Annotated in this window: 22 protein-coding genes; 1 reads left to right on the forward strand and 21 read right to left on the reverse strand. The window is 37.8% G+C overall.

What is annotated here, in order from left to right; genetic code table 11:
• Positions 1–195: 195 nt before the first annotated feature.
• The 19 genes from ACQKOF_RS07795 to ACQKOF_RS07885 all read right to left on the reverse strand — a co-directional run bounded on the left by ACQKOF_RS07795 (position 196) and on the right by ACQKOF_RS07885 (position 20,633).
• Positions 196–1,230, reverse strand: a complete 1,035-nt coding sequence (locus ACQKOF_RS07795) for an L-threonylcarbamoyladenylate synthase (RefSeq protein ID WP_427555188.1) — start codon at positions 1,228–1,230, stop codon at positions 196–198.
• A gap of 101 nt (positions 1,231–1,331) precedes the next feature.
• A complete protein-coding gene (locus tag ACQKOF_RS07800) occupies positions 1,332–1,931 on the reverse strand; it encodes a stage II sporulation protein R (RefSeq protein WP_427555190.1) in 600 nt (199 codons plus the stop codon).
• A gap of 44 nt (positions 1,932–1,975) precedes the next feature.
• Complete coding sequence (prmC, locus tag ACQKOF_RS07805) at positions 1,976–2,836, reverse strand: peptide chain release factor N(5)-glutamine methyltransferase (protein WP_427555192.1); 861 nt, start codon at positions 2,834–2,836, stop codon at positions 1,976–1,978.
• Positions 2,823–3,899: a peptide chain release factor 1 gene (prfA, locus tag ACQKOF_RS07810; RefSeq protein WP_427555194.1), complete on the reverse strand. Its 1,077-nt coding sequence runs from the start codon at positions 3,897–3,899 to the stop codon at positions 2,823–2,825. Before prfA ends, prmC begins: the two co-directional genes overlap by 14 nt.
• Before the next feature lie 184 nt (positions 3,900–4,083).
• Positions 4,084–4,656, reverse strand: a complete 573-nt coding sequence (locus ACQKOF_RS07815) for a thymidine kinase (protein ID WP_049668006.1) — start codon at positions 4,654–4,656, stop codon at positions 4,084–4,086.
• Positions 4,657–4,777: 121 nt separating this feature from the next.
• Entirely contained in the window at positions 4,778–4,981 is a 204-nt protein-coding gene (gene rpmE / locus ACQKOF_RS07820; RefSeq protein ID WP_100543414.1) for a 50S ribosomal protein L31, read from the reverse strand.
• 166 nt (positions 4,982–5,147) lie between these two features.
• Entirely contained in the window at positions 5,148–6,197 is a 1,050-nt protein-coding gene (locus ACQKOF_RS07825; protein ID WP_427555196.1) for an NAD(P)/FAD-dependent oxidoreductase, read from the reverse strand.
• Between the two features lie 62 nt (positions 6,198–6,259).
• The gene (locus ACQKOF_RS07830) at positions 6,260–7,198 is read right to left on the reverse strand and encodes an ABC transporter substrate-binding protein (protein ID WP_427555198.1); all 939 of its coding nucleotides are present in this window, start codon (positions 7,196–7,198) and stop codon (positions 6,260–6,262) included.
• Positions 7,199–7,255: 57 nt separating this feature from the next.
• Positions 7,256–8,290 carry a FecCD family ABC transporter permease gene (locus tag ACQKOF_RS07835; protein ID WP_427555200.1) on the reverse strand — a complete coding sequence of 345 codons (1,035 nt, stop codon included), beginning with the start codon at positions 8,288–8,290 and terminating at the stop codon, positions 7,256–7,258.
• Positions 8,287–9,339, reverse strand: a complete 1,053-nt coding sequence (locus ACQKOF_RS07840; protein ID WP_427555202.1) for a FecCD family ABC transporter permease — start codon at positions 9,337–9,339, stop codon at positions 8,287–8,289. The genes ACQKOF_RS07835 and ACQKOF_RS07840 overlap by 4 nt, the downstream gene beginning before the upstream one ends.
• Before the next feature lie 40 nt (positions 9,340–9,379).
• Positions 9,380–10,174: an ABC transporter ATP-binding protein gene (locus ACQKOF_RS07845; protein WP_427555204.1), complete on the reverse strand. Its 795-nt coding sequence runs from the start codon at positions 10,172–10,174 to the stop codon at positions 9,380–9,382.
• Between the two features lie 39 nt (positions 10,175–10,213).
• The gene (locus tag ACQKOF_RS07850) at positions 10,214–11,938 is read right to left on the reverse strand and encodes an ABC transporter ATP-binding protein (protein WP_427555206.1); all 1,725 of its coding nucleotides are present in this window, start codon (positions 11,936–11,938) and stop codon (positions 10,214–10,216) included.
• A gap of 92 nt (positions 11,939–12,030) precedes the next feature.
• Positions 12,031–13,938 carry an AraC family transcriptional regulator gene (locus ACQKOF_RS07855; RefSeq protein WP_427555208.1) on the reverse strand — a complete coding sequence of 636 codons (1,908 nt, stop codon included), beginning with the start codon at positions 13,936–13,938 and terminating at the stop codon, positions 12,031–12,033.
• Between the two features lie 232 nt (positions 13,939–14,170).
• Positions 14,171–15,454: a transcription termination factor Rho gene (gene rho / locus ACQKOF_RS07860; protein ID WP_427555210.1), complete on the reverse strand. Its 1,284-nt coding sequence runs from the start codon at positions 15,452–15,454 to the stop codon at positions 14,171–14,173.
• Between the two features lie 275 nt (positions 15,455–15,729).
• Positions 15,730–16,686 (reverse strand): class II fructose-bisphosphatase, encoded by a 957-nt coding sequence (glpX, locus tag ACQKOF_RS07865; protein WP_100546229.1) that lies wholly within the window; start codon positions 16,684–16,686, stop codon positions 15,730–15,732.
• A gap of 95 nt (positions 16,687–16,781) precedes the next feature.
• On the reverse strand, positions 16,782–18,068 hold the full coding sequence (locus ACQKOF_RS07870; protein WP_427555212.1) for a UDP-N-acetylglucosamine 1-carboxyvinyltransferase: 1,287 nt from the start codon (positions 18,066–18,068) through the stop codon (positions 16,782–16,784).
• Positions 18,069–18,129: 61 nt separating this feature from the next.
• A complete protein-coding gene (gene fsa / locus ACQKOF_RS07875) occupies positions 18,130–18,780 on the reverse strand; it encodes a fructose-6-phosphate aldolase (RefSeq protein ID WP_053484463.1) in 651 nt (216 codons plus the stop codon).
• A gap of 227 nt (positions 18,781–19,007) precedes the next feature.
• Entirely contained in the window at positions 19,008–19,862 is an 855-nt protein-coding gene (locus tag ACQKOF_RS07880; protein WP_370044672.1) for a class II fructose-bisphosphate aldolase, read from the reverse strand.
• Between the two features lie 414 nt (positions 19,863–20,276).
• Positions 20,277–20,633 (reverse strand): response regulator, encoded by a 357-nt coding sequence (locus ACQKOF_RS07885; RefSeq protein WP_053484466.1) that lies wholly within the window; start codon positions 20,631–20,633, stop codon positions 20,277–20,279.
• Positions 20,634–20,789: 156 nt separating this feature from the next.
• Here ACQKOF_RS07885 and ACQKOF_RS07890 point away from each other — a divergent pair, with 156 nt between their 5' ends.
• A complete protein-coding gene (locus ACQKOF_RS07890) occupies positions 20,790–21,320 on the forward strand; it encodes a DUF2529 family protein (protein ID WP_427555215.1) in 531 nt (176 codons plus the stop codon).
• Here the strand turns inward: ACQKOF_RS07890 and ACQKOF_RS07895 are convergent.
• Entirely contained in the window at positions 21,315–21,485 is a 171-nt protein-coding gene (locus ACQKOF_RS07895) for a hypothetical protein (RefSeq protein WP_427555217.1), read from the reverse strand. The genes ACQKOF_RS07890 and ACQKOF_RS07895 overlap by 6 nt on opposite strands.
• Positions 21,485–23,077, reverse strand: coding sequence for a CTP synthase (locus ACQKOF_RS07900; RefSeq protein WP_427555219.1), 1,593 nt, complete (start codon positions 23,075–23,077; stop codon positions 21,485–21,487). The genes ACQKOF_RS07895 and ACQKOF_RS07900 overlap by 1 nt, the downstream gene beginning before the upstream one ends.
• Positions 23,078–23,342: the final 265 nt, after the last annotated feature.

Raw genomic sequence — 23,342 nt, forward strand, 5'->3', positions numbered from 1 at the left:
CAGTATTATCATAATACAATTTCCTTACAAAGAGGTGTTGAAAGTCACTCTAACAATGAACAATCACCTTCCGTTATGGTAAAAACTCGCTACGCTTTCCACAACTATAGCTCAAGTACAAAGTCTAGTATCTTCAATACAAAAAAATAGCATGCCAGAAGTTACTTCTAACATACTATTTTTATAGGTATTTTATTAACGAGTATACCATTTTCCTCCAGCCGCTTTCTCAAGTCGATTCATAATAGCAGCTCCTACCCCTTCAGTCGATGTAGTAGTCGCTAGGATAATTGTAGCTGCTGTTTTATCGCAAGCTCTTAGGGCATGGTACAATGTCGCACCCATTTCTTCTTTACTACCAGCTTCTCCTACTGAGAAATAAAAATCAGCCTTACTGTCAATAAAGTTAGCTGGTGCAAGTAACGCTACTTTATGCCCTTGTTTTTGTAATTGATGTACAGCCTCCTGGACTTTCTTCAAATCACATTCAATTAATAGTACAGGTGCGTTAGGAGCATAGTGTGTATATTTCATACCAGGGGCTTTTGGAGTAGCCTCTAATTTTTGCTCTATTTTTGAAGGTTGAAGTACTTGACCAATCTTATCCTCTAACATTTCCTTCGTAATTCCACCTGGACGCAAAATTACTGGAGGTTCATGTGTTACATCTAACACAGTGGATTCGAGTCCAATCCCAGTAGAACCTCCATCTAAAATATAAGGTATGTACCCTCCCAAATCATCCTGAACATGTATTGCTTCTGTAGGACTTGGCTTCCCACTACGATTAGCACTAGGCGCAGCAAGTGGCTTTTTTAATTGTTGTAGTAAGGCGAGCGCAACTGGATGATCTGGCATACGAATGCCGACAGTCATTAGACCAGCTGTCACACTGTTTGCCAGCACGTTTGGTTTTACAGGCATGACAAGTGTCAGTGGACCTGGCCAAAATAAATCCATGCATTTTTTGGCTACTTCTGAAATATGCTCTATATAGAGTTCAACTTCCTCTTTCGTGCCAATGTGAACAATTAGCGGATTGTCTGAAGGACGACCTTTTGCTTCAAATATCTTTTTAACTGCTACATCATTTGTTGCAACAGCTCCTAGGCCATAAACCGTTTCTGTTGGAAATGCCACGACCTCACCTGCATTTAAGATATCCACAGCCTGTGTATAATTTTTCTGACTATTCACATTACTGTCCACAATCTTGCAAACGGTTTCCATAATTAAAACCTTCCTTCAATTATTCGTTTTCACTGAATTATCCACATAATGTTTATAACTTATTAAAAATTGTGTATAAGTTGTCTGAATTCGTGAACAATTCATTCAAAAAAACCTTTAATCCATTCCCATATAAAAAATGTAACGTGTTCCTTCTCTTCTTTCGGTTCTACTTTTTGTTCTTCTTTATCGGGCTCACAAATTGATGGGAATATGCTACACCACCAGTTATCACCACGTGCATCACCGATTTTCACGACAATCGAATGATATAAATTTTGTGGATAAAGTACAGCGTTCTGTCTCTTTGGTGGAAATAAGTTATCCCCAAGTACAACTTGTGTATGAAGTTGTGGATAATTTTCTTTTATTTCTGCTTCAATTTCTTGTTTTAATGAAAGTATTTGCTCGTTATCCACAGTTCTAGCTCCCGCACTAGCGACTACTTGCTTGAAATACGGCTTTAAATTTTTGACAAGCTGCTCCTTTTCAAGCTGATCCTTTGTCGTGTTGCTATTGGCAATAACGCGTATACGAAAATCATTTTCTTGTTCATGATCGCTAGCTTCTTTCGCAAAACCTACTAATGATGGAATATATAAAATACATAATTGTAAAGCAATCGCAATTAATACTAATCTTGCAAAAGCTAGTAAAATATTTCGTTTTGGTAATCTAATAATCTTGTATTCGTTTAACATAAAAACCCCTCCTTGCTCAACATTGTTGGCAAGAAGTAGATCGTTTATACATGAATTTCACAAAAAATCATTCGAGGCTTACCATTTATATCTTTTTCTATTGAAATTGTAGCCTGTGGAAAACTATTTTTAAAGAATTGAGCCACCTTCTCCCCTTGTGTATAACCGATTTCAAGACCAATGAGGGCTGGTTTATTCATAAGGGGCGGAAGTTGCTCAGCTAATTTTCTATATAAAATAAGCCCGTCTTCTTCTGCAAAAAGAGCACTATGTGGTTCATGCTCCAGCACAGTACTTGACATCTCTTTCGCTTCATCAAAAGCAATATACGGTGGATTCGATAAAACGATATCAAATCTCTCACCTGCCAGAGGCTTCGCTAAATCCCCTTGACGAAAATCAATATCCGCCGCCAATCTTTGTGCATTTTTATGTGCTGTAATTAAAGCGGCTTCGGATAAATCAGTGGCTACGACCGTTAGCTCTGGACATTCTAGCTTCATAGAAATAGCAATTGCACCACTGCCCGTTCCGATATCTGCAAGCTTCAATTCTTGATGATTAAATATTTTGTTCATGCGATTGATTGTTCCAAGCACTAATTCCTCGGTCTCAGGTCTAGGAATAAGTACTGACTCATCGACAATAAATGAACGACCATAAAATTCTTCACTACCGACGCAATACTGTACAGGTCGTCCACTTGCATGCTCTTCGATGAGTTCTTTAAATTTTTCTTTTTGTTCAGCTGTTAATACGTCTTGAAGGTGTAGCATTACTTCTGAATAGCTAGTGCCCAGTATATGCTGCATGACAATACGCGCTGCCGTTTCCTCACGACCATTATCCACTAAAAAAGAAGAAGCCCAATGAAGGGCCTCCATTACATTATTATAGGTCATCATTTAATCGCTCTAACTTTGATGCTTGCTCCTCTAAAATGAGCGTATCAATGATTTCGTCTAGTTTACCTTCGACGATTTGATCTAGTTTTTGAATCGTTAGACCAATACGGTGGTCTGTTACACGGTTTTGTGGATAATTGTATGTGCGAATACGCTCAGAGCGATCGCCTGAACCTACAGCTGATTTACGTGTGGCATCGATTTCCTTTTGTGCTTCTTGCAGATACATATCAGCAACACGAGCACGCAGAATTTTCATTGCCTTTTCACGGTTTTTAATTTGTGATCGTTCATCCTGCATCGATACAACAACACCTGTCGGTAAGTGAGTCATACGCACAGCTGACATCGTAGTATTTACCGATTGACCACCGGCACCAGAAGAAGCAAATGTATCAACTCGGATATCTTTTTCATGGATCTCAACATCTACTTCTTCAACCTCAGGTAAGCAAGCTACTGTCGCTGTCGATGTATGAATACGCCCTTGAGATTCTGTTGCAGGTACACGTTGTACACGGTGCGCACCATTTTCAAATTTGAATTTTGAATATGCACCTTGACCGTTAATCATAAAAATAACTTCTTTATAGCCGCCCATTGCGTTTGGCGTCGCTTCCATTACGTCAATTTTCCAGCCTTGTGTCTCAGCATAACGAGAGTACATACGGAACAAATCTCCTGCGAAAATATTCGCCTCGTCTCCACCAGCTGCTCCACGAATCTCCATAATAACGTTTTTATTATCATTTGGATCTTTCGGAATTAATAGAATGCGTAAACGTTCTTCCAACTCTTCTTGCTGATCTTTTAGTAAGTTGAATTCTTCTTTCACCATCTCATGCATATCAGGATCTTTTTCATTATCTAGCATTTCACGTGTATCCGCTAATTGCTCTTTTACACTTTTATATTCACGATAAGCTTCTACAGTTTCTTGGATATCTGATTGCTCTTTAGAATATTCACGTAATTTTTTACTATCATTCACAATATCGGGATCACTTAAAAGCTCTGTTAGCCTTTCGTAACGATCCTCCACTGCTTGTAATCGATCGAACATGGATTTCACCTCTATTAAGTTTTTATGAAGTTTGCTCTTTTGTAACTGCAGAGAAACTTTAAATTAGAATTACGCTAAGCGCGTAAGAATATTTTTGAACATTTTTTATTTCCACCACTTAGTATAAGGAAATTTCCGCATGTATGCTACTTTTTCTTAGTTCAATCAACTGAATCAGTTTGCATTATAGCGGCGGATGCGCGTGACACTTTCGACAAACCGGATAGTAGGAATCATTCCCACCAATTTGAATTTGATCACCTGTATAAACAGGCTTTCCACTTTCATCAACACGTAAATTCATTGTCGCTTTTTTATGACAGAACCAGCAAATCGTTTTCATTTCCTCAATTTTATCTGCATATGTGAGCATGTACTGACTGCCTTCAAATAGCTCATTTTGGAAATCGTTTTTTAGACCGAAGCCCATGACTGGAATATCTAACTCATCTACGATATATGCTAACTGCAAAACATGCTCTTTTTTTAGAAATTGTACTTCATCAACAAGTACACAATATGGTTTTACAGCATTGTTTTTTACTAGCTCAAAAATATTTGTATCATCATTAACAGGAATGGCTTGTTGACGTAAGCCTACTCGACTTGAGATAAAGCCTACTTCATCTCTCGTATCTATGCCTGGTGTAAACATCATTACAGGTTTTTGTTGTTCTTCATAGTTATGCGCAACTTTTAGAATTTCTATGGATTTACCACTATTCATTGCACCATGTTTAAAATATAGCTGTGCCATTTTTGTCTTCTCCCTTTCTTCATGTCAATCTGGATACTGAAAAGACTCGCATCAACGTATTTCCTAGATATACTGAAAAAAATACCTGCCAAGCACATGCTTGGCAGGTATTAAACTAACATTAGTTTTTAAGACCGTATTTTTTGTTGAAACGATCCACGCGACCATCAGCAGACGCGAATTTTTGACGGCCAGTATAGAATGGGTGACATTCGTTGCAGAACTCGACAACGATGTTTTCTTTTACTGAACCAGTTTTGAAAGAGTTACCGCAAGAGCAAGTTACTGTTGCTTCTTTGTAATCTGGATGAATTCCTTGTTTCATATTCGTTTTCTCCTCTCGCCCTGAACCATCTGGAACAGAGTATTATCGAACTGTACCTTACATAGCCCGAATATGTCGGCTACATATGTACACGTTACATACTTTTGAAGTATATCATAGATATTTGATTTATTTCAAGAAGAAAATATTAATATTTCAATAATAGTTAACCACGCACTTCACGATAGTCATTATCCACTAAACCTATTTTTTTATTTCGTTCTTTGAATCGAATATTATGGGAAGACACGTACGCCACTTTTGGTGCATCCGGCTCTAAATAAAGCTTTGCACTATTCAATGCTAGAATACCATCCGTAAATGCACCTGCTATTAATCTTACCTTAGAAGGGTGATCTACAAAATCTCCTGCACCATAAACACCTTCTATATTTGTTTCACGCTTTTCATTGACAATAGCTACTCCGTCTTGAATATCTAAGCCCCACTCTTCAAGTGCGCTATAATCACATTTTAAGCCATGATTAACGATGACTGCATCCACTTCTAATTGTTCTATTTCGTCCGTCTCTTTATTGGCGATTGACACAGACTGTATTAAATCATCATCACCATGCAATTGCACCACTTCATAAGGTGTTTTTATAGATACAGCGGATTCGCGCATTTTTATAACATTTTTTTCATGACCACCAAATTCATCACGTCGATGAACAATTGTTACACTAGCAGCAATTGGCACTAGCTCATTTGCCCAATCTACAGCAGAATTACCACCACCAGAAATTAAAACATGCTTATTACGGAAAATTTCTAACTCTTGTACTGTGTAATATAAATTTGTCACCTCATAGCGATCTACTCCTGCTATCTCAAGCTTTTGCATAGAAAGTACACCGTATCCAACTGTTAAAATGACCGTTTTCGAATAGTGTTTTTCACCTGTTGAGGACGTTAAAATAAATGTACCATCACTCTGCTTTTCTAATCTTTCAACCTTTTGATTTAAGACAATAGTTGGTTCAAATGTTCTTGCCTGTTCAACTAGTTGTTCAATTAGCTGTCCACCTAATATTGGTGTTACACCACCAACATCCCAAATCATCTTTTCAGGATAAATTAACATTCGACCACCAAGCTGAGAGCTATATTCAATAATTTTCGTCTTTAAGTCGCGCATCCCACTATAAAAGGATGTATAAAGTCCTGCGGGTCCCCCACCAACAATCGTTACATCATACATTTCTAACGTCATAATCGGCATTCCTCATTTCATCTTTGTCAAATTCATCAATTTTTTTGAACATATACGACAATTTATTTTTCACTCTTTTTCTTCTCTAACAGCATATTTGTCACTTCTTCTACTTGTGCAAGTACAGCAATCGGGTCAAACGGCCAAAATCTTTTAGCATCTAAATAAAATACATTGTTGTTTTTTACTGCATCTATCGACTTCCATAGAGAATCTTCTCTGTTTAGCTCAGCGCCATTTGTTTCATCAACGAAAATATAGTCTCCCGCATATTCAGGTAATACCTCGTAAGAAACTTGCTTGAACGTTTCCCCTTTTCCAATTAACTCCTCTTGAATATTTTGGGGCGCTTTAAGTTGCAATTTCTTATAAATTGCCTGCCCACCGCGATAAATACCATCACCGTATAAATAAAATTCCTTGCCGTATGCACCAAAGATAGAAAACGTTTCATTTTGATCTAAAACTTCTGCTAGCTTTTCACGATTTTCTGACACTTGCTCTTCAAACATTTTCAACCAAGCTTCTCCTTCTGCTTGCTTTCCTAAAATTTCAGCAATCCCTCTTACTTCTTCTTCCACACTACGATAGGTTTCATATGGCAAAACAACAGTGGGTGCTATTTTTGATAACTTTTCGTACGATTCTGCATCCGCTTGAGCTGTAATAATTAAATCTGGTTTCAAGGCTAGAATAGATTCAATTGCACTTTCCCCTGTATTTTCTATATCATCAATTTGATCTTGAATGTGTACATTTTCTAAATCTTGTTGTGTCGCACCTACTGGCTTTACCCCTAATAGTAATGAAGTTGGCAAATATGCATCCACTACAAGTCGCTCAACTTTTGTAGGAATTTCAATTTCTCCATTAATAGTGGATATCTTTTTAGTCGTAGCACCTGTCTCTTCTTTAGGATCACTAACCATTGAGTTCTCATCATTGCTACTACATCCCACAAGCATAAATATAAATATAAATATATTTAGTTTTTTTATCATTCTCTCACCTTCGATAATAATATTCATTCTCAATAAAGAAAATAAAAATACTCCCTTTTATTCCTTTAAACGTGCTAATAAATATAAGAAATATGGTGCGCCTAAAACTGCTACAACAATCCCAGCTGGAATTTCTGATGGCTCTAGAATAGAACGACCGATTGTATCAGCCATTAAAACTAATAAGCCCCCTAAGAGTGCTGCTGCTGGCAGTAAAAACTGATGTTTGGACCCAACAAGCTGACGTGCCAAATGTGGTGCAATTAATCCGACAAATCCAATACCACCACTAACTGACACACTTGCTCCAGCTAATCCTACTGATGCTGCTAGAAGCCAACGACGTTCCCTTTCAATAGAAGCTCCCAATCCGACTGCTGTTATTTCTCCTAAATTTAATACATTCAATACACGGGATTTTGTATACACAAATGGTAGTAAAATTAGTAACCATGGCAATAAAGATAATACGAATCTCCAATTTGATCCCCAAATACTCCCCGCTAACCATGTTGCAACGAATTGGTAATTTTCAGGTGTTAAACGCAGAGTTAGCACAATCATTGCTGAGCTAATACCCGCTGCTATTGCAATCCCTGTTAATATTAGGCGCATTGGGGTAATTCCTTCATGACGTCGATAAGAAAGTGTATAAATTAAAGCAGCTGCCAATCCTGATCCTACAAATGCTAACACTGGCAGTAAATATACAGGTGCTGCTTCAGTAGATGGAAAAAATGAAATATAAAGCATAACTGCAAGTCCAGCTCCTGCATTTATCCCCAAAATGCCTGGGTCAGCTAGAGCATTTTTAGAAATGCCTTGTAAAATAGCCCCCGAAATTGCTAAGCCCATCCCTACTAAAACGGCGATAACAAGACGAGGTAGCCTAAATTCAAATAAAATAAGTTGTTGTTGGGTATCCCCCTGACCAAATAATGTTCGAATAACCTCCATTGGTGTTAGTTTTATAACCCCTGTATTCATACTAATGACAAATGTGATGACTATTAGCAGAGCTAGTGTACCCAGAATTAGGAAGTTTTTCTTTTTAGCTTTTTGTTGAGTTGGTGTTAAAAAGCTATTACTCATAGTTCTTTTCCTCCTTTACGTGCTAAATATAGGAAGAATGGAACTCCGATAAAGGCAATTAGCGCTCCAATCGGCGTTTCGTAAGGTGGATTAATCATCCGTGCAACAAGATCAGCCACCACAACAAGTAATGCTCCATATACTAATGAACACGAGATAATCCAACGATAATCGTGTCCAACTATGTATCTCATAAAATGCGGAACTATTAACCCAACAAACCCGACTGCTCCTACGACTGATACTGCCGCTCCAGCCAAAACTAAAACAATCACCATTCCCCATACTTTTACTACGTTAGTACGTTGCCCAAGTCCTACGGCAATTTCTTCTCCTAAACTCAGTAATGTTATGGAGCGTGATAAAATTAGAGCTCCAATCATTGCCGCCAGTATCCATGGCGACAATATTTGAAGATGATACCATTTTGTACCTGAAACACCTCCTGCATACCAAAAGGCTAAGTCTTGTCCAATACGATAATAAAGGGCAACTCCTTCCCCTAGCGCACCTAATAGAGCACTTACAGCAGCACCTGCCAGCACTAATCGCATTGGCGTTAGACCACCTTTTGACAGCGAACCTACGCCATAAACAATCGCAACACCTAAGCCCGCTCCAACAAATGACCATAAAATTATATACATGTACGATAAATCAGGGAAAAAAGCAAAGCATATTGCTAGCATAAACGCGGCCCCAGAATTTAAGCCTAATAATCCAGAATCAGCTAATGGATTGCGTGTCATGCCTTGCATAATCGCACCTGCGACCGCAAAGCATCCACCTACTAATCCTGCGCCTAACACTCGTGGTAATCGAATATCATGTATAATTTGATGTGTTGTTAAATCCGGTGAAAAATGAGTAATAGCTGTCCATACAGTACTCAATGATATATTTGCCGCACCAAATGAAATAGATAAGCCGATTGCTAATATTAACCCTACCACCCCAACAATTAAAGCTACTACACCACGGACTGGATGAGATCGTTGCTGTAGTTCCTCTAAATCTCTATGCCCTCCTACTCCTGTAGACGTAGTCATACACTTCCTCCTTACTACTTATTCAATTCTCTACAAAACGTTATTCTTTCATGTCATACAGTTGGTAAGATAAGCAAATTGGATTTTTACTATATGGGCAGACGGCCATTTCTGCATCAATATTGAACACCTTTTGTAAATTTTCCTTTGTCATCACTTCATTTGGCTGACCATTCACAATTAATTGCCCCTCCCTCATAGCAATCATAAAGTGAGAAAAACGAGAAGCATGGTTCAAATCGTGTAATACCATCACAATCGTTCGTTTTTCCTCTTTATTTAGCTTTTGTAACAGTAATAAAATATCTAGCTGATGTGCTAAATCTAAATAAGTAGTTGGTTCATCAAGTACTAGAATGTCTGTACCTTGAGCTAATGCCATGGCAATCCATACTCGTTGACGTTGACCACCTGATAGCGCCTCTATAGGACGGTCACTAAACTCTCTAAGGCCTGTTACATCAATAGCCCAATGAATATATTCATAATCTTCCTTGTGTAATGTACCAAAGCCCGCTTGATGAGGAAAACGGCCATAGGATACTAATTCAAAAACTGTTAACCCTCCTGGTGCTGTTGCTGTTTGAGGCAAAATTGCCATTCTTTTTGCAACATCTTTTGTCTTCAGCTGATGAATTGCCTTTCCATCTAAGTAAACTGCCCCATTTTGTGTTCGCAGTACACGTGCTACAGCCTTTAATAAAGTAGATTTACCACAGCCGTTTGGACCAATAATCGTCGAGATTTGTCCCTTTGGAATTTCTACACTTAAATCATTTACAATGAGCGTCGAGGAGTAACCAATAGCCACACGATCTATCTCAAGTACAGACATATAAAACTTCCTTCCCTTTTTAAAATGATAAATTACTGCTTAAATTTGTAAGCCGAATTGCGCTGTATACAAACCATAGTAAGCATTTTTTCTTTCCATTAATTGCTCATGAGTACCTTCTTCAATAACGCCTTTCTTCGATACAACGACAATTCGATCTGCGTCTTTTATCGTTGCTAAACGATGTGCAATTACTAATGTTGTACGCCCTACCGCAAGCTTGTTTAATGCTTGTTGAATTGCCTGTTCGGTTTCCGTATCTAATGCAGATGTTGCTTCATCCAAAATCAATATTTTTGGGTTTTTCAAGAAGATACGTGCTATCGATAATCTTTGCTTTTGCCCACCTGATAATTTCACTCCACGTTCACCTATTAATGTATCCATGCCCTCGGGGAGATCTTTAATGACATCTGTAAGCTGCGCTCGCTGTGCAGCATCCCAAATGTCTTCCTCATTTGCGTTTAAATCCCCATAAGCGATGTTTTCTCGAATTGTGCCATCAAACAAAAAGACATCCTGTTGTACAATTCCTATATGTGAACGTAACGACTGTAGCTTAAAGTCTCGTATATCAATGCCATCAATATTAATTGAACCTTCATTTACTTCATAAAAACGTGGTAATAAACTGCAGATGGTAGACTTCCCTGCACCAGATGGACCTACTAGCGCAACTGTTTCACCAGGACGTACCTTTAAATTAATATGATGTAAGGCACGATTATTTTCAGAGTAACCGAACGATACTTTATTAAAAATAATTTCCCCATCAATTTCATCGATATCTTTTGCCTCTGAATGATCTGAAATTTCAGGTGCTGTTTCTAGAAATTCGATGTACCGTCTAAACCCTGCCATTCCTTTCGGATAGCTTTCAATAAACATATTAATTTTATTAATTGGATTTAAAAGAATACTTGATAATAAAATAAATGCGATAAATTCACCATTTGTTAAATGACCCTTTAAAACGAAATATGCCCCAACAAATAGAGTAAATAATGATAAAACCTTTGTGAGAATGCCTGAAATTGCTTCATTCCAAGCCATTACTTTATAGGAAAAGAGCTTTGTCATTCGAAATCTTTCATTGTTTACTTTAAAACGTTTTATCTCATGTTCTTCATTCGTAAAGGCTTGTACAACACGGATACCACTTACATTGTTTTCAACACGTGCATTAAAATCTGCGATATCTCCAAACATCTGACGGAATGCTTTGGACATTAACTTCCCAAAAATAATCGTTAAAATTAAGATAATTGGTACCAGTAGAAAAATAAGTATTGTAAAGGTTGGATCAATGTAGAACATAACACCGAATGTACCCACAATCGTCATCGCAGCAATGAACATATCCTCGGGACCATGGTGTGCAAGCTCACCAATATCCATTAAATCGTTCGTTAATCGTGAGACAAGATGACCTGTTTTATTATTATCAAAATATCGAAATGATAACTTTTGGATGTGACTGAAAGCTTCCTTTCGCATATCTGTTTCGATATTAATGCCAAGCATATGTCCCCAATAGGAAACGATAAAATCTAATATTGAATTGAATATGTAAAGCATTAGGAGCAATAAACTAGCCATAATAATCCATTTCATTTCACCGTCAGGAAGAATATCATCAATGACCTTATTTAAGACGATGGGAAAAGCCAGTTCAATAAGGGCTACTAATATGGCACAGGAAAAATCCAAAATAAATAATCCTTTATAGGGCTTGTAATATGAAAAGAAACGCTGTAATAACATTGAGAAGCCTCCTATTATCAATATCATTCATAGTTCTCTAGTAAATAAGCTACCTGATCATACACAGGTAGCTCACGTTTTTGTAATCCGCATTATTGCTGTTGAGCATTTGTAAACTCTACTATTTTGTCAGCCATATCTTCAGCTTGGTGTAATCCAGAGAGTGGATCAGAAGCAAAATAATATTCTGGTTCTAATTCGATTGTTTTATTATTTTTTACAACATCTAAATTTGTCCAAGTGGAAGGGAATTTCTCTTCTTTATTAAAGAAATTAATAACAAAAACAAAATCCCCAACATAGTCTCCCACCACTTCATAGGAAATGTCATAACGCCCACCTGAAGATTCTTTTGTATCAAAAAGCTTCTGCACCTTTTCCTGTGGCTTCATATTAAGTATTTGATAAAGTGCTCTTCCACCTGAAACACTTGAATTCGATACAACTGTTGCATTTTTTTCGAACACATCAAAAATAGTAAAAGTTGCTCCTTCTGGGATTGCATTATTTATTTTTTTCTGCGCTTGAGCTATTCTGTTCTCAAACTCTTGAACGAATACGCTAGCTTCGTCCTGACGACCTAAATATTCGCCCATCGCTTTAACTTCCTCGGTAGCTGATTTATGTGCTGATTCAGCAAATACAATAGTTGGTGCAATCTTTTCATATTTCTCTACATCTTCTTTATTCCATGTAATGATTAAATCTGGCTTTAATTCTAAGATCTTTTCTAATGACGCATTACCATCTGTACCAATATTAGAAATTTCGCCTTCCTTGTAATACTGTTTTAAAAATGCAGCATAGTCTAAATTAGCTGTCACTGCTCCTACTGGGACGACATCCAACGCTAGAATTTGTCCAAGGTACCAGTCTGTCACTACCCGTTCTGCTTTTGCTGGAATCTCTACCTGTCGTCCGCTATCATCAGTTACAGTTCTAGTCTGTGCCTCTTCTGACGTCGTTGCATTCTCTTTTTGTTCAGCAGATTGTTTTGTATCATTCCCACATGCTGCAAGTAAAACGAATAGACTTAATAAAAACGGTATCTTTAAATTCCTACTTATTTTTTTCATCATTATGTTATTTTCCTCATTTTCAAATTGTTTTGCTTGCGCGAGCTGATTCTTATTGTATTGAAAATGATTCTCATTTGTAATAGCAATTTCGGACAAGCTAGATGTATATTTCAGCCTAAAATTACTTGGCGCCATATTTGTTGCTTTTTTAAAAGCTCGACTAAAATAGTTTTCATCTTCAAATCCAAGTGAAATAGCAATTTCTTTTATGCCATAATGATTAGCTATTAAATAATGCTTGGCCTTTTCTATTCTTAGCTCCTGTAAATAAATTTGTGGACCAACTTTATAGCGAGCTTTAAAAATACGTAATAAATGACGTGTACTAATGTTCAGTAAATCGGCAAGAGCTTGGACGGATAAAGGTTCACGAATGTGTTGCTCTATATACAGACGTGCTACTTCTGCCTTATCAATGTCATGTGGTTTCCCATGTCCCTCTGCTAATTCTTGAAAAACGCGATAGATGAATTCATAAAAGGATACTTTCACTGATAAATGCTCTTGAATAGAACCTGACTGCCATTTGCTGTACATATCTTGCAGAACTGTATGGATGGCTATTGGATTTGATGGTACACAAGAGAAACTTGTTTGGAATGGCTGATATTGCATCTGTAAGTGTAGCAAAAATGCGTCTTTGTATAGCACATCCCCTTTATAGGAAATGAGGAAGTAGCTAATGCTATTTGGTGCTGTAATATGGAGAGATTGGGACTTTCCAATGTGGAAAATACTAAAGTGCTGAACATGATAAGGTTGCTCATCAATGCTAATTTTTGCATCTCCTGCTGTCATAACAAGAAATGTGCTATTTTTTAAAACCTTTGACATTCGTACAGCGGTATTACTGACATAATCAATTTGCTTCAACTGGATAAATGCATTTTGCCATAGAAGCATATAGGCATCATAATTCATCTCTGTCTCCTTAAAAATAAGATTTCATGCTACCATTATATCGGCAATGATAATGATTATCAATATCATTGTTATTTTATGAGATGAAAAATATACAAATAGTCAAAGCGAGACTATATTTATTTGAACAATTTCAGCATTTATCGGAACAATCAGCTTTTATGTAACGCTATGCCCTTTTTAATCAATAAAAAATCACCATCGACTATTGCTAGTCAACGGTGATTCATGTTTATAGTAAGCCTTTACCTTTAGTAGCTTTTTTCATATCTTCATTTAACTTTTCAAAGAATTCTTCATTTGAGTTTGTCGTACGTAATTTTTTCATGAAGCGCTCTGCAAAATCAGGTGCATCCGAGAATGTTTTACGAATTGCCCACAGCTTTTCAAGTTGTTCAGGCTCAAGAAGAAGCTCTTCCTTACGTGTACCTGAACGGCGGATATCAAGCGCAGGGAAAATACGACGCTCTGCTAATTGGCGATCAAGATGAAGCTCTAAATTACCTGTTCCTTTAAACTCTTCATAAATGACCTCATCCATACGAGATCCAGTATCCACTAAAGCTGTCGCTAAAATTGTTAAGCTTCCGCCTTCTTCAATATTACGTGCAGAACCGAAGAATCGTTTTGGTCTATGGAAGGCAGCAGGATCAATACCACCTGAAAGCGTACGACCGCTCGGAGGAATAACTAAGTTATAAGCTCGTGCTAAACGTGTAATAGAGTCCATTAAAATAATAACATCACGCTTATGCTCAACTAAGCGACGTGCACGCTCTAATACTATTTCTGCAACTTTCACATGATTTTCTGGAACCTCATCGAAAGTCGAGCTCACTACATCTGCATTCACTGAACGTTCAATATCAGTTACTTCCTCAGGGCGTTCGTCAATAAGTAATACAATTAACTCTGCCTCCGGATAATTTGTTGTAATAGCATTCGCGATTTCTTTTAATAATGAAGTTTTCCCTGCCTTTGGTGGTGCAACGATCAACCCACGCTGCCCAAAGCCTACAGGTGCCACTAAATCCATAATACGCGTCGATAAATTGCGTTGTGTTGTTTCAAGCTTAATTTGTCGGTCAGGATATAAAGGCGTTAATGCAGGAAAATGCACACGTTCCTTTGCTACCTCTGGGTCTTCGCCGTTAACAGCATCCACCTGTAGTAGTCCATAATAGCGTTCGTTTTCTTTAGGTGGACGTACTTTACCAGATACCTTGTCCCCATTTCGTAGGTCAAAGCGACGAATCTGAGAAGCAGAAATATAAATATCCTCTTTACTTGGTGAGTAGTTAATTGGTCGAAGGAAACCAAAGCCCTCTTGCGAAACAATTTCTAGTACACCTTCCATAAAGAAATAGCCCTCTTGCTCCGAACGTGTTTTCAAAATAGCAAATATTAATTCTTTTTTCGTTAGCTTGCTATAATATGAAATTTTATATTGGCGTGCAAGGGCGTAAAGCTCTTTTAACGTCATGTTTTCTAATTGAGCGATTGTCAATGCAGACATATGCACAACTCCAGTCTTTTTCAAAATATAATTGCCATTTTTGGGGTTATTAAAGAAGTTTTTTACGATAGGCTCTGTAATCTTTTCGTACCTGTCATCATTTTCATTCATAAGTCAGAAATGAAGCAGTTTGAAGCAAAGCGATAGGTACTTTAATTAACTATGCAAAACATTAAAGCATAACTAGCCTTATAAAACTATGGGATGGTTGAAAATTTAGAAGAAGGTACCTAGCACAAAAAGATGCACTAGGTATATTTTAGAAGAAATTTTTATTAATAGCTAGGTTTTTTATCAAGAGCGTGACGACCTTCTACAAAACGCACAGTTCCAGATTTAGCTCGCATAACAACTGAATGCGTTAATGCATAGGCTCCTTTATATTGAACGCCTTTTAAAAGCTCACAATCTGTTACTGCAGTCGCTGCAAAAATAGCATCGTCACCTTTAACTAGGTCATCTAAATAAAGAACTTTATCTACGTCTACACCCATTTTTTTGCAACGCTCTAACTGTTCCTCATCTTCTGGCACTAGCTTCGCTTGGAAGTCTCCACCTAGACATTTTAATGCAACAGCTGAAATAACACCCTCTGGAGCACCACCTGTACCAAACATAATATCAATGCCAGTTTCATCAAAAGCAGTATTGATAGCTGCCCCAACGTCGCCGTCTTGAATAAATTTAATACGTGCCCCAGCTTCTCGGATTTCATCAACAATTGCTTGGTGACGTGGTCGATCTAAAAGTGTAGCTACTACGTCTGAAATATCTTTATTTTTAGCTTTTGCTACCTGTAATAAATTATACGTAACAGAAGCGTTAATATCTACCTTACCTGCTGCTTCTGGACCTACCGCAATTTTCTCCATGTACATATCAGGTGCGTTTAATAGATTACCTTTATCTGCAATAGCAAGAACTGTCATTGCACCATTTGTACCCTTCGCTACAATATTTGTACCTTCTAATGGGTCAACTGCGATATCTACTTGAGGACCCCCATTACGTAGGCCTAGCTCTTCACCAATATAAAGCATTGGTGCTTCATCCATTTCGCCTTCACCAATCACTACTGTAGCATGCATTGGAATTGTATCGAACATCACGCGCATCGCTGTCGTCGCTGCATCATCTGCCTCAATTTTCAAACCGCGACCCATCCATTTCCCGGATGCGATTGCTGCTGCCTCTGTTACTCGTACTACTTCCATCGATAAACTACGTTCCATTGTTTTATTTGCCTCCCGTTATCGGCATATTTCTTCACCGAAACATTCAAATTACCTCTATTGTAACATAGTTAGTTCAAAATATTTAGCTCTCATTATTCCTTTGTCTCTGCTACGCGAGCCATTATTGTTTCACGTCGAATATCAGCGCCTAAATCACGTAATTTCTCAATAAGTGAGCTATAACCACGCTCAATATGATAGATATCATGAATTTCTGTTTCACCTTCAGCTAAAAGGCCTGCTAATACTAATGCGGCACCAGCACGAAGATCTGTAGCTGTTACAGTTGAACCATGTAATTTACTAGGACCTGTAATCATAGCTGTATTTCCTTCAACGCGTGCATTGGCATTCATACGACGAAGTTCATCAATATGCTTAAATCGAGCTGTATAGATTGTATCTGTTACCTTTGAGGAACCAAATGCTTGAGACATTAACACAGAAAGTGGTTGCTGAATATCCGTTGGGAACCCAGGATACACTAATGTTTTAACATCAACGGCTTGCAATGTGGAGAGGTCCGTTTTTGGCACAAAAATACTTTCTTCACCGATTTCAATTTTTACGCCCATTTCGCGAAGTTTTGCAGTAATTGCCTCTAAATGCAATGGAATAACATTATCGATTGTAATGCCTTCACCTAAAGCGGCAGCCATAATCATAAACGTAGCAGCTTCAATGCGATCTGGAATAATCGTATGCTCCGTACCATGAAGCTCCTCTACGCCTTCAATCCGGATAACACTTGTACCCGCACCTTTAATATTAGCTCCCATGTTAGTAAGAAGAGTCGCTACATCAATAATTTCCGGTTCTTTTGCTGCATTTTCAATAACCGTACGTCCCTTCGCGAGGACAGCAGCTAACATAATATTAATTGTTGCGCCAACACTGGCAACGTCTAAATATATTTTTGCGCCAATTAATTCATCAGCACGTAAATAAATTGCTCCATGCTCATTAGTGATTTTCGCACCTAATGCCTCAAATCCTTTTATATGTTGGTCAATAGGACGTGGCCCTAAGAAGCAGCCTCCTGGTAAACCAATCACAGCTTTTTTAAAGCGACCAAGCATTGCTCCCATTAAGTAATAAGAGGCACGAAGCTTTTTCACGTTGCCGTTTGGTAATGGCAACGCAATCATATCTGTTGGATCAATTGTCATTATGCCATCCTCAAATGAAACTTCTCCACCGATTTCCTCTAATAAAGCCTTTAACGTCCAAGCATCGGAAATTTCTGGTATCCCTCCAATTATCACTGGAGAGTTCGCCAAAATTGATGCTGGAATTAAGGCAACTGCACTATTTTTTGCACCACTAACTTTTATTGTACCCTGTAGACGATTTTCGCCTGTAATTTTATAAACATCCATTTTGCGTTCTCCCTCATGATTGGAAAGTAATTTTCTACAATTGGCTCACTATATAATCTTATTATTCGCCTTTTCTCTTATTCCAATCCGCTAAAAATCCTTCAATTCCTTTTTCCGTTAATGGATGATGGAAAAGTTGCTTTAATACTTTAAAAGGAGTAGTTGCAATATGTGCACCAGCAAGTGCTGCAGCTGTTACATGCTGCGGATGACGAATAGATGCAGCGATAATTTGCGTGTCGATATTATGAATTGTAAAAATATCTGCAATCGTTTCAATTAGTTCTACACCATTTTGACCCATATCATCTAGACGACCGATAAATGGTGATACATATGTAGCACCCGCACGAGCAGCCATTAATGCTTGGTTTGCACTGAAGATTAATGTTACGTTCGTTTTAATACCTTTGTCTGCAAAGAAGCGACATGCCTCTAATCCAGCTGGAGTCATTGGCAGTTTAACTGTAATATTTGGCGCAATTGCAGCCAATTCTAAGCCTTCTTTAATCATACCTTCCGCGTCTAGAGCAATTACTTCCCCACTCACAGAGCCATCTACAAGCTCTGTGATTTCACGAAGTCGATCATGGAAAGAAACATTCTCTTCTTTAGCAACTAACGATGGGTTTGTTGTAACACCTGATAAAATACCCCATGCGTGTGCTTCTTTAATCTCTTCAAAGTTTGCTGTATCAATGAAAAATTTCATAATATACCCTCCTGATCACTGTTTTGGTTCACTTACCATACTTGAGGTTGATTATTCACATGACATACGTTTAACAAATGTCATCCACATCTTTTGGTAATGAGCCTTATATTTGAATTTTCGCCAAAAATTTTTTATTTCAAAATTAAGAGAAGGTCGATAAAAGCATCAACACTTCTCTTATTATGTGTATTCATCTGTGTTTTTGTAACATATAGATACAAAAATTATGCTTTTTGTGCACTACCAAATTCACGGATTTTCCCAATAACTGTTGCTTTAATCGCTTCACGTGCTGGAGCAAGGAATTTACGAGGATCATAAACAACTTTATCATTATCAAGAACTTCACGGATTACTTTTGTAGCAGCAATTTGATTTTCAGTATTAACATTAATTTTTGCTGTACCTAATGAAATTGAACGTTGAATATCTTTTGTTGGAATACCTGTACCACCATGTAATACTAATGGAAGATCTGCTAAGTTTGAGATTTCTTCCATTTCTTTAAAGCCTAAGTTTGGTTCTCCTTGGTAAGGACCATGTACAGAGCCAAGTGCTGGTGCTAAGCAGTCGATATCTGTTAGTTCAACCATTTTACGGCATTCCTCTGGATCAGCGTACATAATACCACCGATTACGCCATCCTCGTCACCACCTACTGTTCCAAGCTCAGCTTCAACAGAAACACCTTTCGAATGAGCGTACTCAACTACTTTTGAAGTAGTCGCAACATTTTCCTCGAATGGATGATGAGATGCATCAATCATAACGGAAGTAAAGCCTGCATCAATGGCTTCTTTACATTTTTCAAAGCTTGAACCATGGTCAAGATGAATAGCTACAGGTACTGTAGTGCCATAAGACTCCATTAAACCTTTTACCATGTGTACAACGGAGATGAATCCGCCCATATATTTACCTGCGCCTTCAGAAACGCCTAGAATAACTGGAGATTTTTCTTCTTCTGCGGCTTGTAAAATTGCTTGAGTCCACTCAAGGTTGTTGATGTTGAACTGACCAACCGCATAACCTTCTGCTTTTGCTTTAATTAACATCTCTTTCATAGATACTAATGCCATACTAAAAATCCTCCTCTTAGGACTATTCTTTTTACATAGATATGCTATTTAATCATAGCAAAAACAAAGTAACCTGAAAAGCATTTCAGGTTACTTTGTTTTCTGCACGAAAGCGAAGTGCAACGGAGCGGCAGTGCCAACCGCAGTGCAGTGCAACGGAACGAAGGTTTCAGCCCCTGAAAAGCAGGGGCTGTTATTTTCTGCACGAAAGCGGAGTGCAACGTAGCGGCAGTGCCAACCGTAGTGAACGAAGGTTACGCGAAAGCGAAGAGCAAATACAAAAATTTCTTCATACCAAAGCAAAGATACACTCAAAATATATTTTGGAAGCAAGTGAATATGAAACGGTAGTAAATTACTACAAATTGTAAAACAACCATAAAAAACAGGCGGTGTTGACCACTGCCTGTTCATCTAAACTTTTAATGTTTTATTAACTTCATCACGTACTTCAAAAATATCAAAAGGCTTAGTAAAGTATCGAATTGCTCCTAAATCTAATGCCTCCTGTACAACATCCAATTCTCCATATGCAGTCATCATGAATACCGGGAGTTGTGGCCACTTCTCTTTTAAGCGCTTTAAAATTTCTATGCCATCCATCCCTGGAATTTTCATGTCTAATAGGACACAATCCATTCCCTCCTCAGCATACTTCAGTGCTTCCATACCATTTGCAGCTAAATATGTACCATAACCTTCCTTTTTCAACACTTCATTTAAAAGCAAACGAATTCCTGGTTGATCATCGACAATTAGTAATCGTTTCACATTTCATTCCGCCCTTTTTGAGTTATTATTCTTGCAGAAAAACTTCCTATATTATGTATTATTCTCCTTTAACCTCTTAATACCTTCTAGTATTATAAATTATCTACTTTTGCTTTATGCTCTTTTCAAACCTATAATATTGATTGAGGTGGGACCATGTCAAAAATTCTAACAACACAATTGAGTGGATTATTACAAAGAATAACACAAAATGAAGAAGAAGCTATTGAAGAAACAGCACGATTACTTGCACAAGCGGGTATTAGTGAAGGTAATGTCTATTTCGCATGCTTTGGTGAAATGCAAGTTATCGAATTAAATGCATGTCAAGCTGCGGAACGTTTTACTAAGTTAGTCCCTTGGACAAAAGATACAGTTATCACGGAAGCTGATCGTGTATGCATTTTTACACGTAGTGCACATGATGAGGATGCATTATCCTTAGCACAGCAATTAAATAACCAGTTTATTCCATTTGCAGCAGTTGCTAGCGAGGCTGCTAATTCCGAAAACCCACTAGCAGATTTAGCGTATACGTATATTTCAACACGCATACGAGGTGGTTTATTACCGAACGATTTAGGAAAGCGCATAGTTGTGCCACATGCTATTGCTGCCCTTTTTGTTTATGAAGCAGTAAAAATTGCGTATGATGAAATGCTTGGCCTTGATGACGAGGAGTTATAAAAATCCCATCAATTTCGCTTTGGCGTCATTGATGCTGTCGCACAAATAAACAATGCGTTCAGAGGCTTTATCTTCATTCAAAAGGCATACTTTCGCTACTAAAATAATTGCCGAATGAAGATAAAAAAGAGTTGTCTCAGCACTTGAGACAACTCTTTTTTTCATTATTTGAATGTTGCTCCGATAAAATCACGGAACAATGGCTGTGGACGATTTGGACGTGATACAAGCTCAGGGTGGAATTGACATGCTACGAAGAAATTCTTTTCTGGTAACTCGATAATTTCCACTAATTTACCATCAGGACTTGTACCTGAGAAGACAAGACCTGCAGCTTCCATCGCTTCACGATATTCATTGTTAAATTCATAACGATGGCGGTGGCGCTCATAAACTAGCTCTTGACCATAGGCTTTGCTTGCCTTTGAGCCATCTCTTAACTTACATGGATATAAACCTAAACGTAATGTACCACCGATGTCTACATTGTCGTTTTGATCTGGTAGGAAGTCAATAATAGGATATTCCGTATTTGGATCAAGCTCTGTAGAATGCGCTCCTTGTAAACCAAGTACGTTACGAGCAAATTCTACTGTTGCAAGCTGCATACCTAAGCAAATACCTAAGAATGGTACATCATTTTCACGAGCGTATTGTGTCGCTAAAATTTTACCTTCAACTCCACGATCACCGAAGCCACCTGGAACTAAAATTGCGTCAGCACCTTTTAATAGCGTAGCAACATTGTCAGCATCTACATGTTCTGCATTAATCCAGTCAATCTCAATATCAGAATTAAATGCATAGCCTGCATGCTTTAATGCCTCTACAACAGAAATGTAAGCATCTTGTAGTTCTACATATTTACCTACTAATGCTACTTTTCGTTTATTTGGTAAGCTCTTCACTTTTGCTACAAGCTCACGCCATTCTTCCATATCCGCCTCTGGTGCTTCAATGCCAAAATGGTCAAGCACGATATCATCAATATCTTGTGCATGAAGGTTTAAAGGTACTTCATATAAATGTTCTGCATCGCGAGATTCAATAATTTCGTGTGGTTGAACATCACAGAATAAAGCTAATTTTTCTTTCATATCCTGAGGCACTTCTTGCTCTGTGCGTACAACGATAATATTTGGTTGAATACCTAAAGAACGTAATTCTTTTACAGAATGTTGAGTTGGCTTTGTTTTTAGCTCACCCGCAGCTTTAATATAAGGAATAAGTGTACAATGAACATACATCACATTATTATGACCTAAATTCGTTTTCATTTGGCGAATTGCTTCAAGGAATGGCAATGACTCAATATCCCCAACTGTTCCACCTACTTCTGTAATAACTACATCTGCATTTGTTTCGCGACCAGCTCGTTGAATACGATCTTTGATCTCATTTGTAATGTGAGGAATTACTTGTACTGTTCCACCATTGTAATCACCACGGCGTTCTTTTTGTAATACAGACTGATAAACACGACCTGATGTTACGGTGGAATGTTTTCCTAGGTTAATATCAATGAAACGTTCGTAGTGACCTAAGTCTAAGTCCGCTTCTGCGCCATCATCTGTTACGAAAACCTCACCATGTTGATAAGGACTCATTGTACCTGGGTCAATATTGATATATGGGTCAAATTTTTGAATCGTTACTTCTAATCCACGATTTTTTAATAAACGACCTAGAGATGCTGCTACAATCCCTTTTCCAAGTGATGACACAACCCCACCTGTTACAAAAATATACTTCGTCATGAAAAAATTCCTCCTTATGTTGTTCTAGAAATTGCTAGTAAGAAAAGTGCATTCACGCCACATGCTAATTCTAAGCATTGGTGCAAATATCTCTACAGGCTAAGAAAATTAATATTTCTTATCCCTAAAATAAGAAAAGCCGAGAATGCCTACAAAATTGTAGTCGATTCGAAGCTGTAATCGTTTCTATCTCTTTTCTACTTTCCTTTTAAAAAGCTCTAACATATACTCAGTCCCGATTATTATACATCATGAATAATTTAGA

The organism is Lysinibacillus sp. NPDC093190, assembly GCF_050280425.1.
In the GTDB taxonomy this organism is placed as follows: domain Bacteria; phylum Bacillota; class Bacilli; order Bacillales_A; family Planococcaceae; genus Lysinibacillus.

What these genes read in the sequence shown, in the direction of transcription:
- ACQKOF_RS07795 (WP_427555188.1), bottom strand. Translation starts at nt 1,230, where the DNA reads ATGGAAACCGTTTGCAAGATTGTGGACAGTAATGTGAATAGTCAGAAA.
- ACQKOF_RS07800 (WP_427555190.1), bottom strand. Translation starts at nt 1,931, where the DNA reads ATGTTAAACGAATACAAGATTATTAGATTACCAAAACGAAATATTTTA.
- prmC (WP_427555192.1), bottom strand. Translation starts at nt 2,836, where the DNA reads ATGATGACCTATAATAATGTAATGGAGGCCCTTCATTGGGCTTCTTCT.
- prfA (WP_427555194.1), bottom strand. Translation starts at nt 3,899, where the DNA reads ATGTTCGATCGATTACAAGCAGTGGAGGATCGTTACGAAAGGCTAACA.
- ACQKOF_RS07815 (WP_049668006.1), bottom strand. Translation starts at nt 4,656, where the DNA reads ATGGCACAGCTATATTTTAAACATGGTGCAATGAATAGTGGTAAATCC.
- rpmE (WP_100543414.1), bottom strand. Translation starts at nt 4,981, where the DNA reads ATGAAACAAGGAATTCATCCAGATTACAAAGAAGCAACAGTAACTTGC.
- ACQKOF_RS07825 (WP_427555196.1), bottom strand. Translation starts at nt 6,197, where the DNA reads ATGACGTTAGAAATGTATGATGTAACGATTGTTGGTGGGGGACCCGCA.
- ACQKOF_RS07830 (WP_427555198.1), bottom strand. Translation starts at nt 7,198, where the DNA reads ATGATAAAAAAACTAAATATATTTATATTTATATTTATGCTTGTGGGA.
- ACQKOF_RS07835 (WP_427555200.1), bottom strand. Translation starts at nt 8,290, where the DNA reads ATGAGTAATAGCTTTTTAACACCAACTCAACAAAAAGCTAAAAAGAAA.
- ACQKOF_RS07840 (WP_427555202.1), bottom strand. Translation starts at nt 9,339, where the DNA reads ATGACTACGTCTACAGGAGTAGGAGGGCATAGAGATTTAGAGGAACTA.
- ACQKOF_RS07845 (WP_427555204.1), bottom strand. Translation starts at nt 10,174, where the DNA reads ATGTCTGTACTTGAGATAGATCGTGTGGCTATTGGTTACTCCTCGACG.
- ACQKOF_RS07850 (WP_427555206.1), bottom strand. Translation starts at nt 11,938, where the DNA reads ATGTTATTACAGCGTTTCTTTTCATATTACAAGCCCTATAAAGGATTA.
- ACQKOF_RS07855 (WP_427555208.1), bottom strand. Translation starts at nt 13,938, where the DNA reads ATGAATTATGATGCCTATATGCTTCTATGGCAAAATGCATTTATCCAG.
- rho (WP_427555210.1), bottom strand. Translation starts at nt 15,454, where the DNA reads ATGTCTGCATTGACAATCGCTCAATTAGAAAACATGACGTTAAAAGAG.
- glpX (WP_100546229.1), bottom strand. Translation starts at nt 16,686, where the DNA reads ATGGAACGTAGTTTATCGATGGAAGTAGTACGAGTAACAGAGGCAGCA.
- ACQKOF_RS07870 (WP_427555212.1), bottom strand. Translation starts at nt 18,068, where the DNA reads ATGGATGTTTATAAAATTACAGGCGAAAATCGTCTACAGGGTACAATA.
- fsa (WP_053484463.1), bottom strand. Translation starts at nt 18,780, where the DNA reads ATGAAATTTTTCATTGATACAGCAAACTTTGAAGAGATTAAAGAAGCA.
- ACQKOF_RS07880 (WP_370044672.1), bottom strand. Translation starts at nt 19,862, where the DNA reads ATGGCATTAGTATCTATGAAAGAGATGTTAATTAAAGCAAAAGCAGAA.
- ACQKOF_RS07890 (WP_427555215.1), top strand. Translation starts at nt 20,790, where the DNA reads ATGTCAAAAATTCTAACAACACAATTGAGTGGATTATTACAAAGAATA.
- ACQKOF_RS07895 (WP_427555217.1), bottom strand. Translation starts at nt 21,485, where the DNA reads ATGAAAAAAAGAGTTGTCTCAAGTGCTGAGACAACTCTTTTTTATCTT.
- ACQKOF_RS07900 (WP_427555219.1), bottom strand. Translation starts at nt 23,077, where the DNA reads ATGACGAAGTATATTTTTGTAACAGGTGGGGTTGTGTCATCACTTGGA.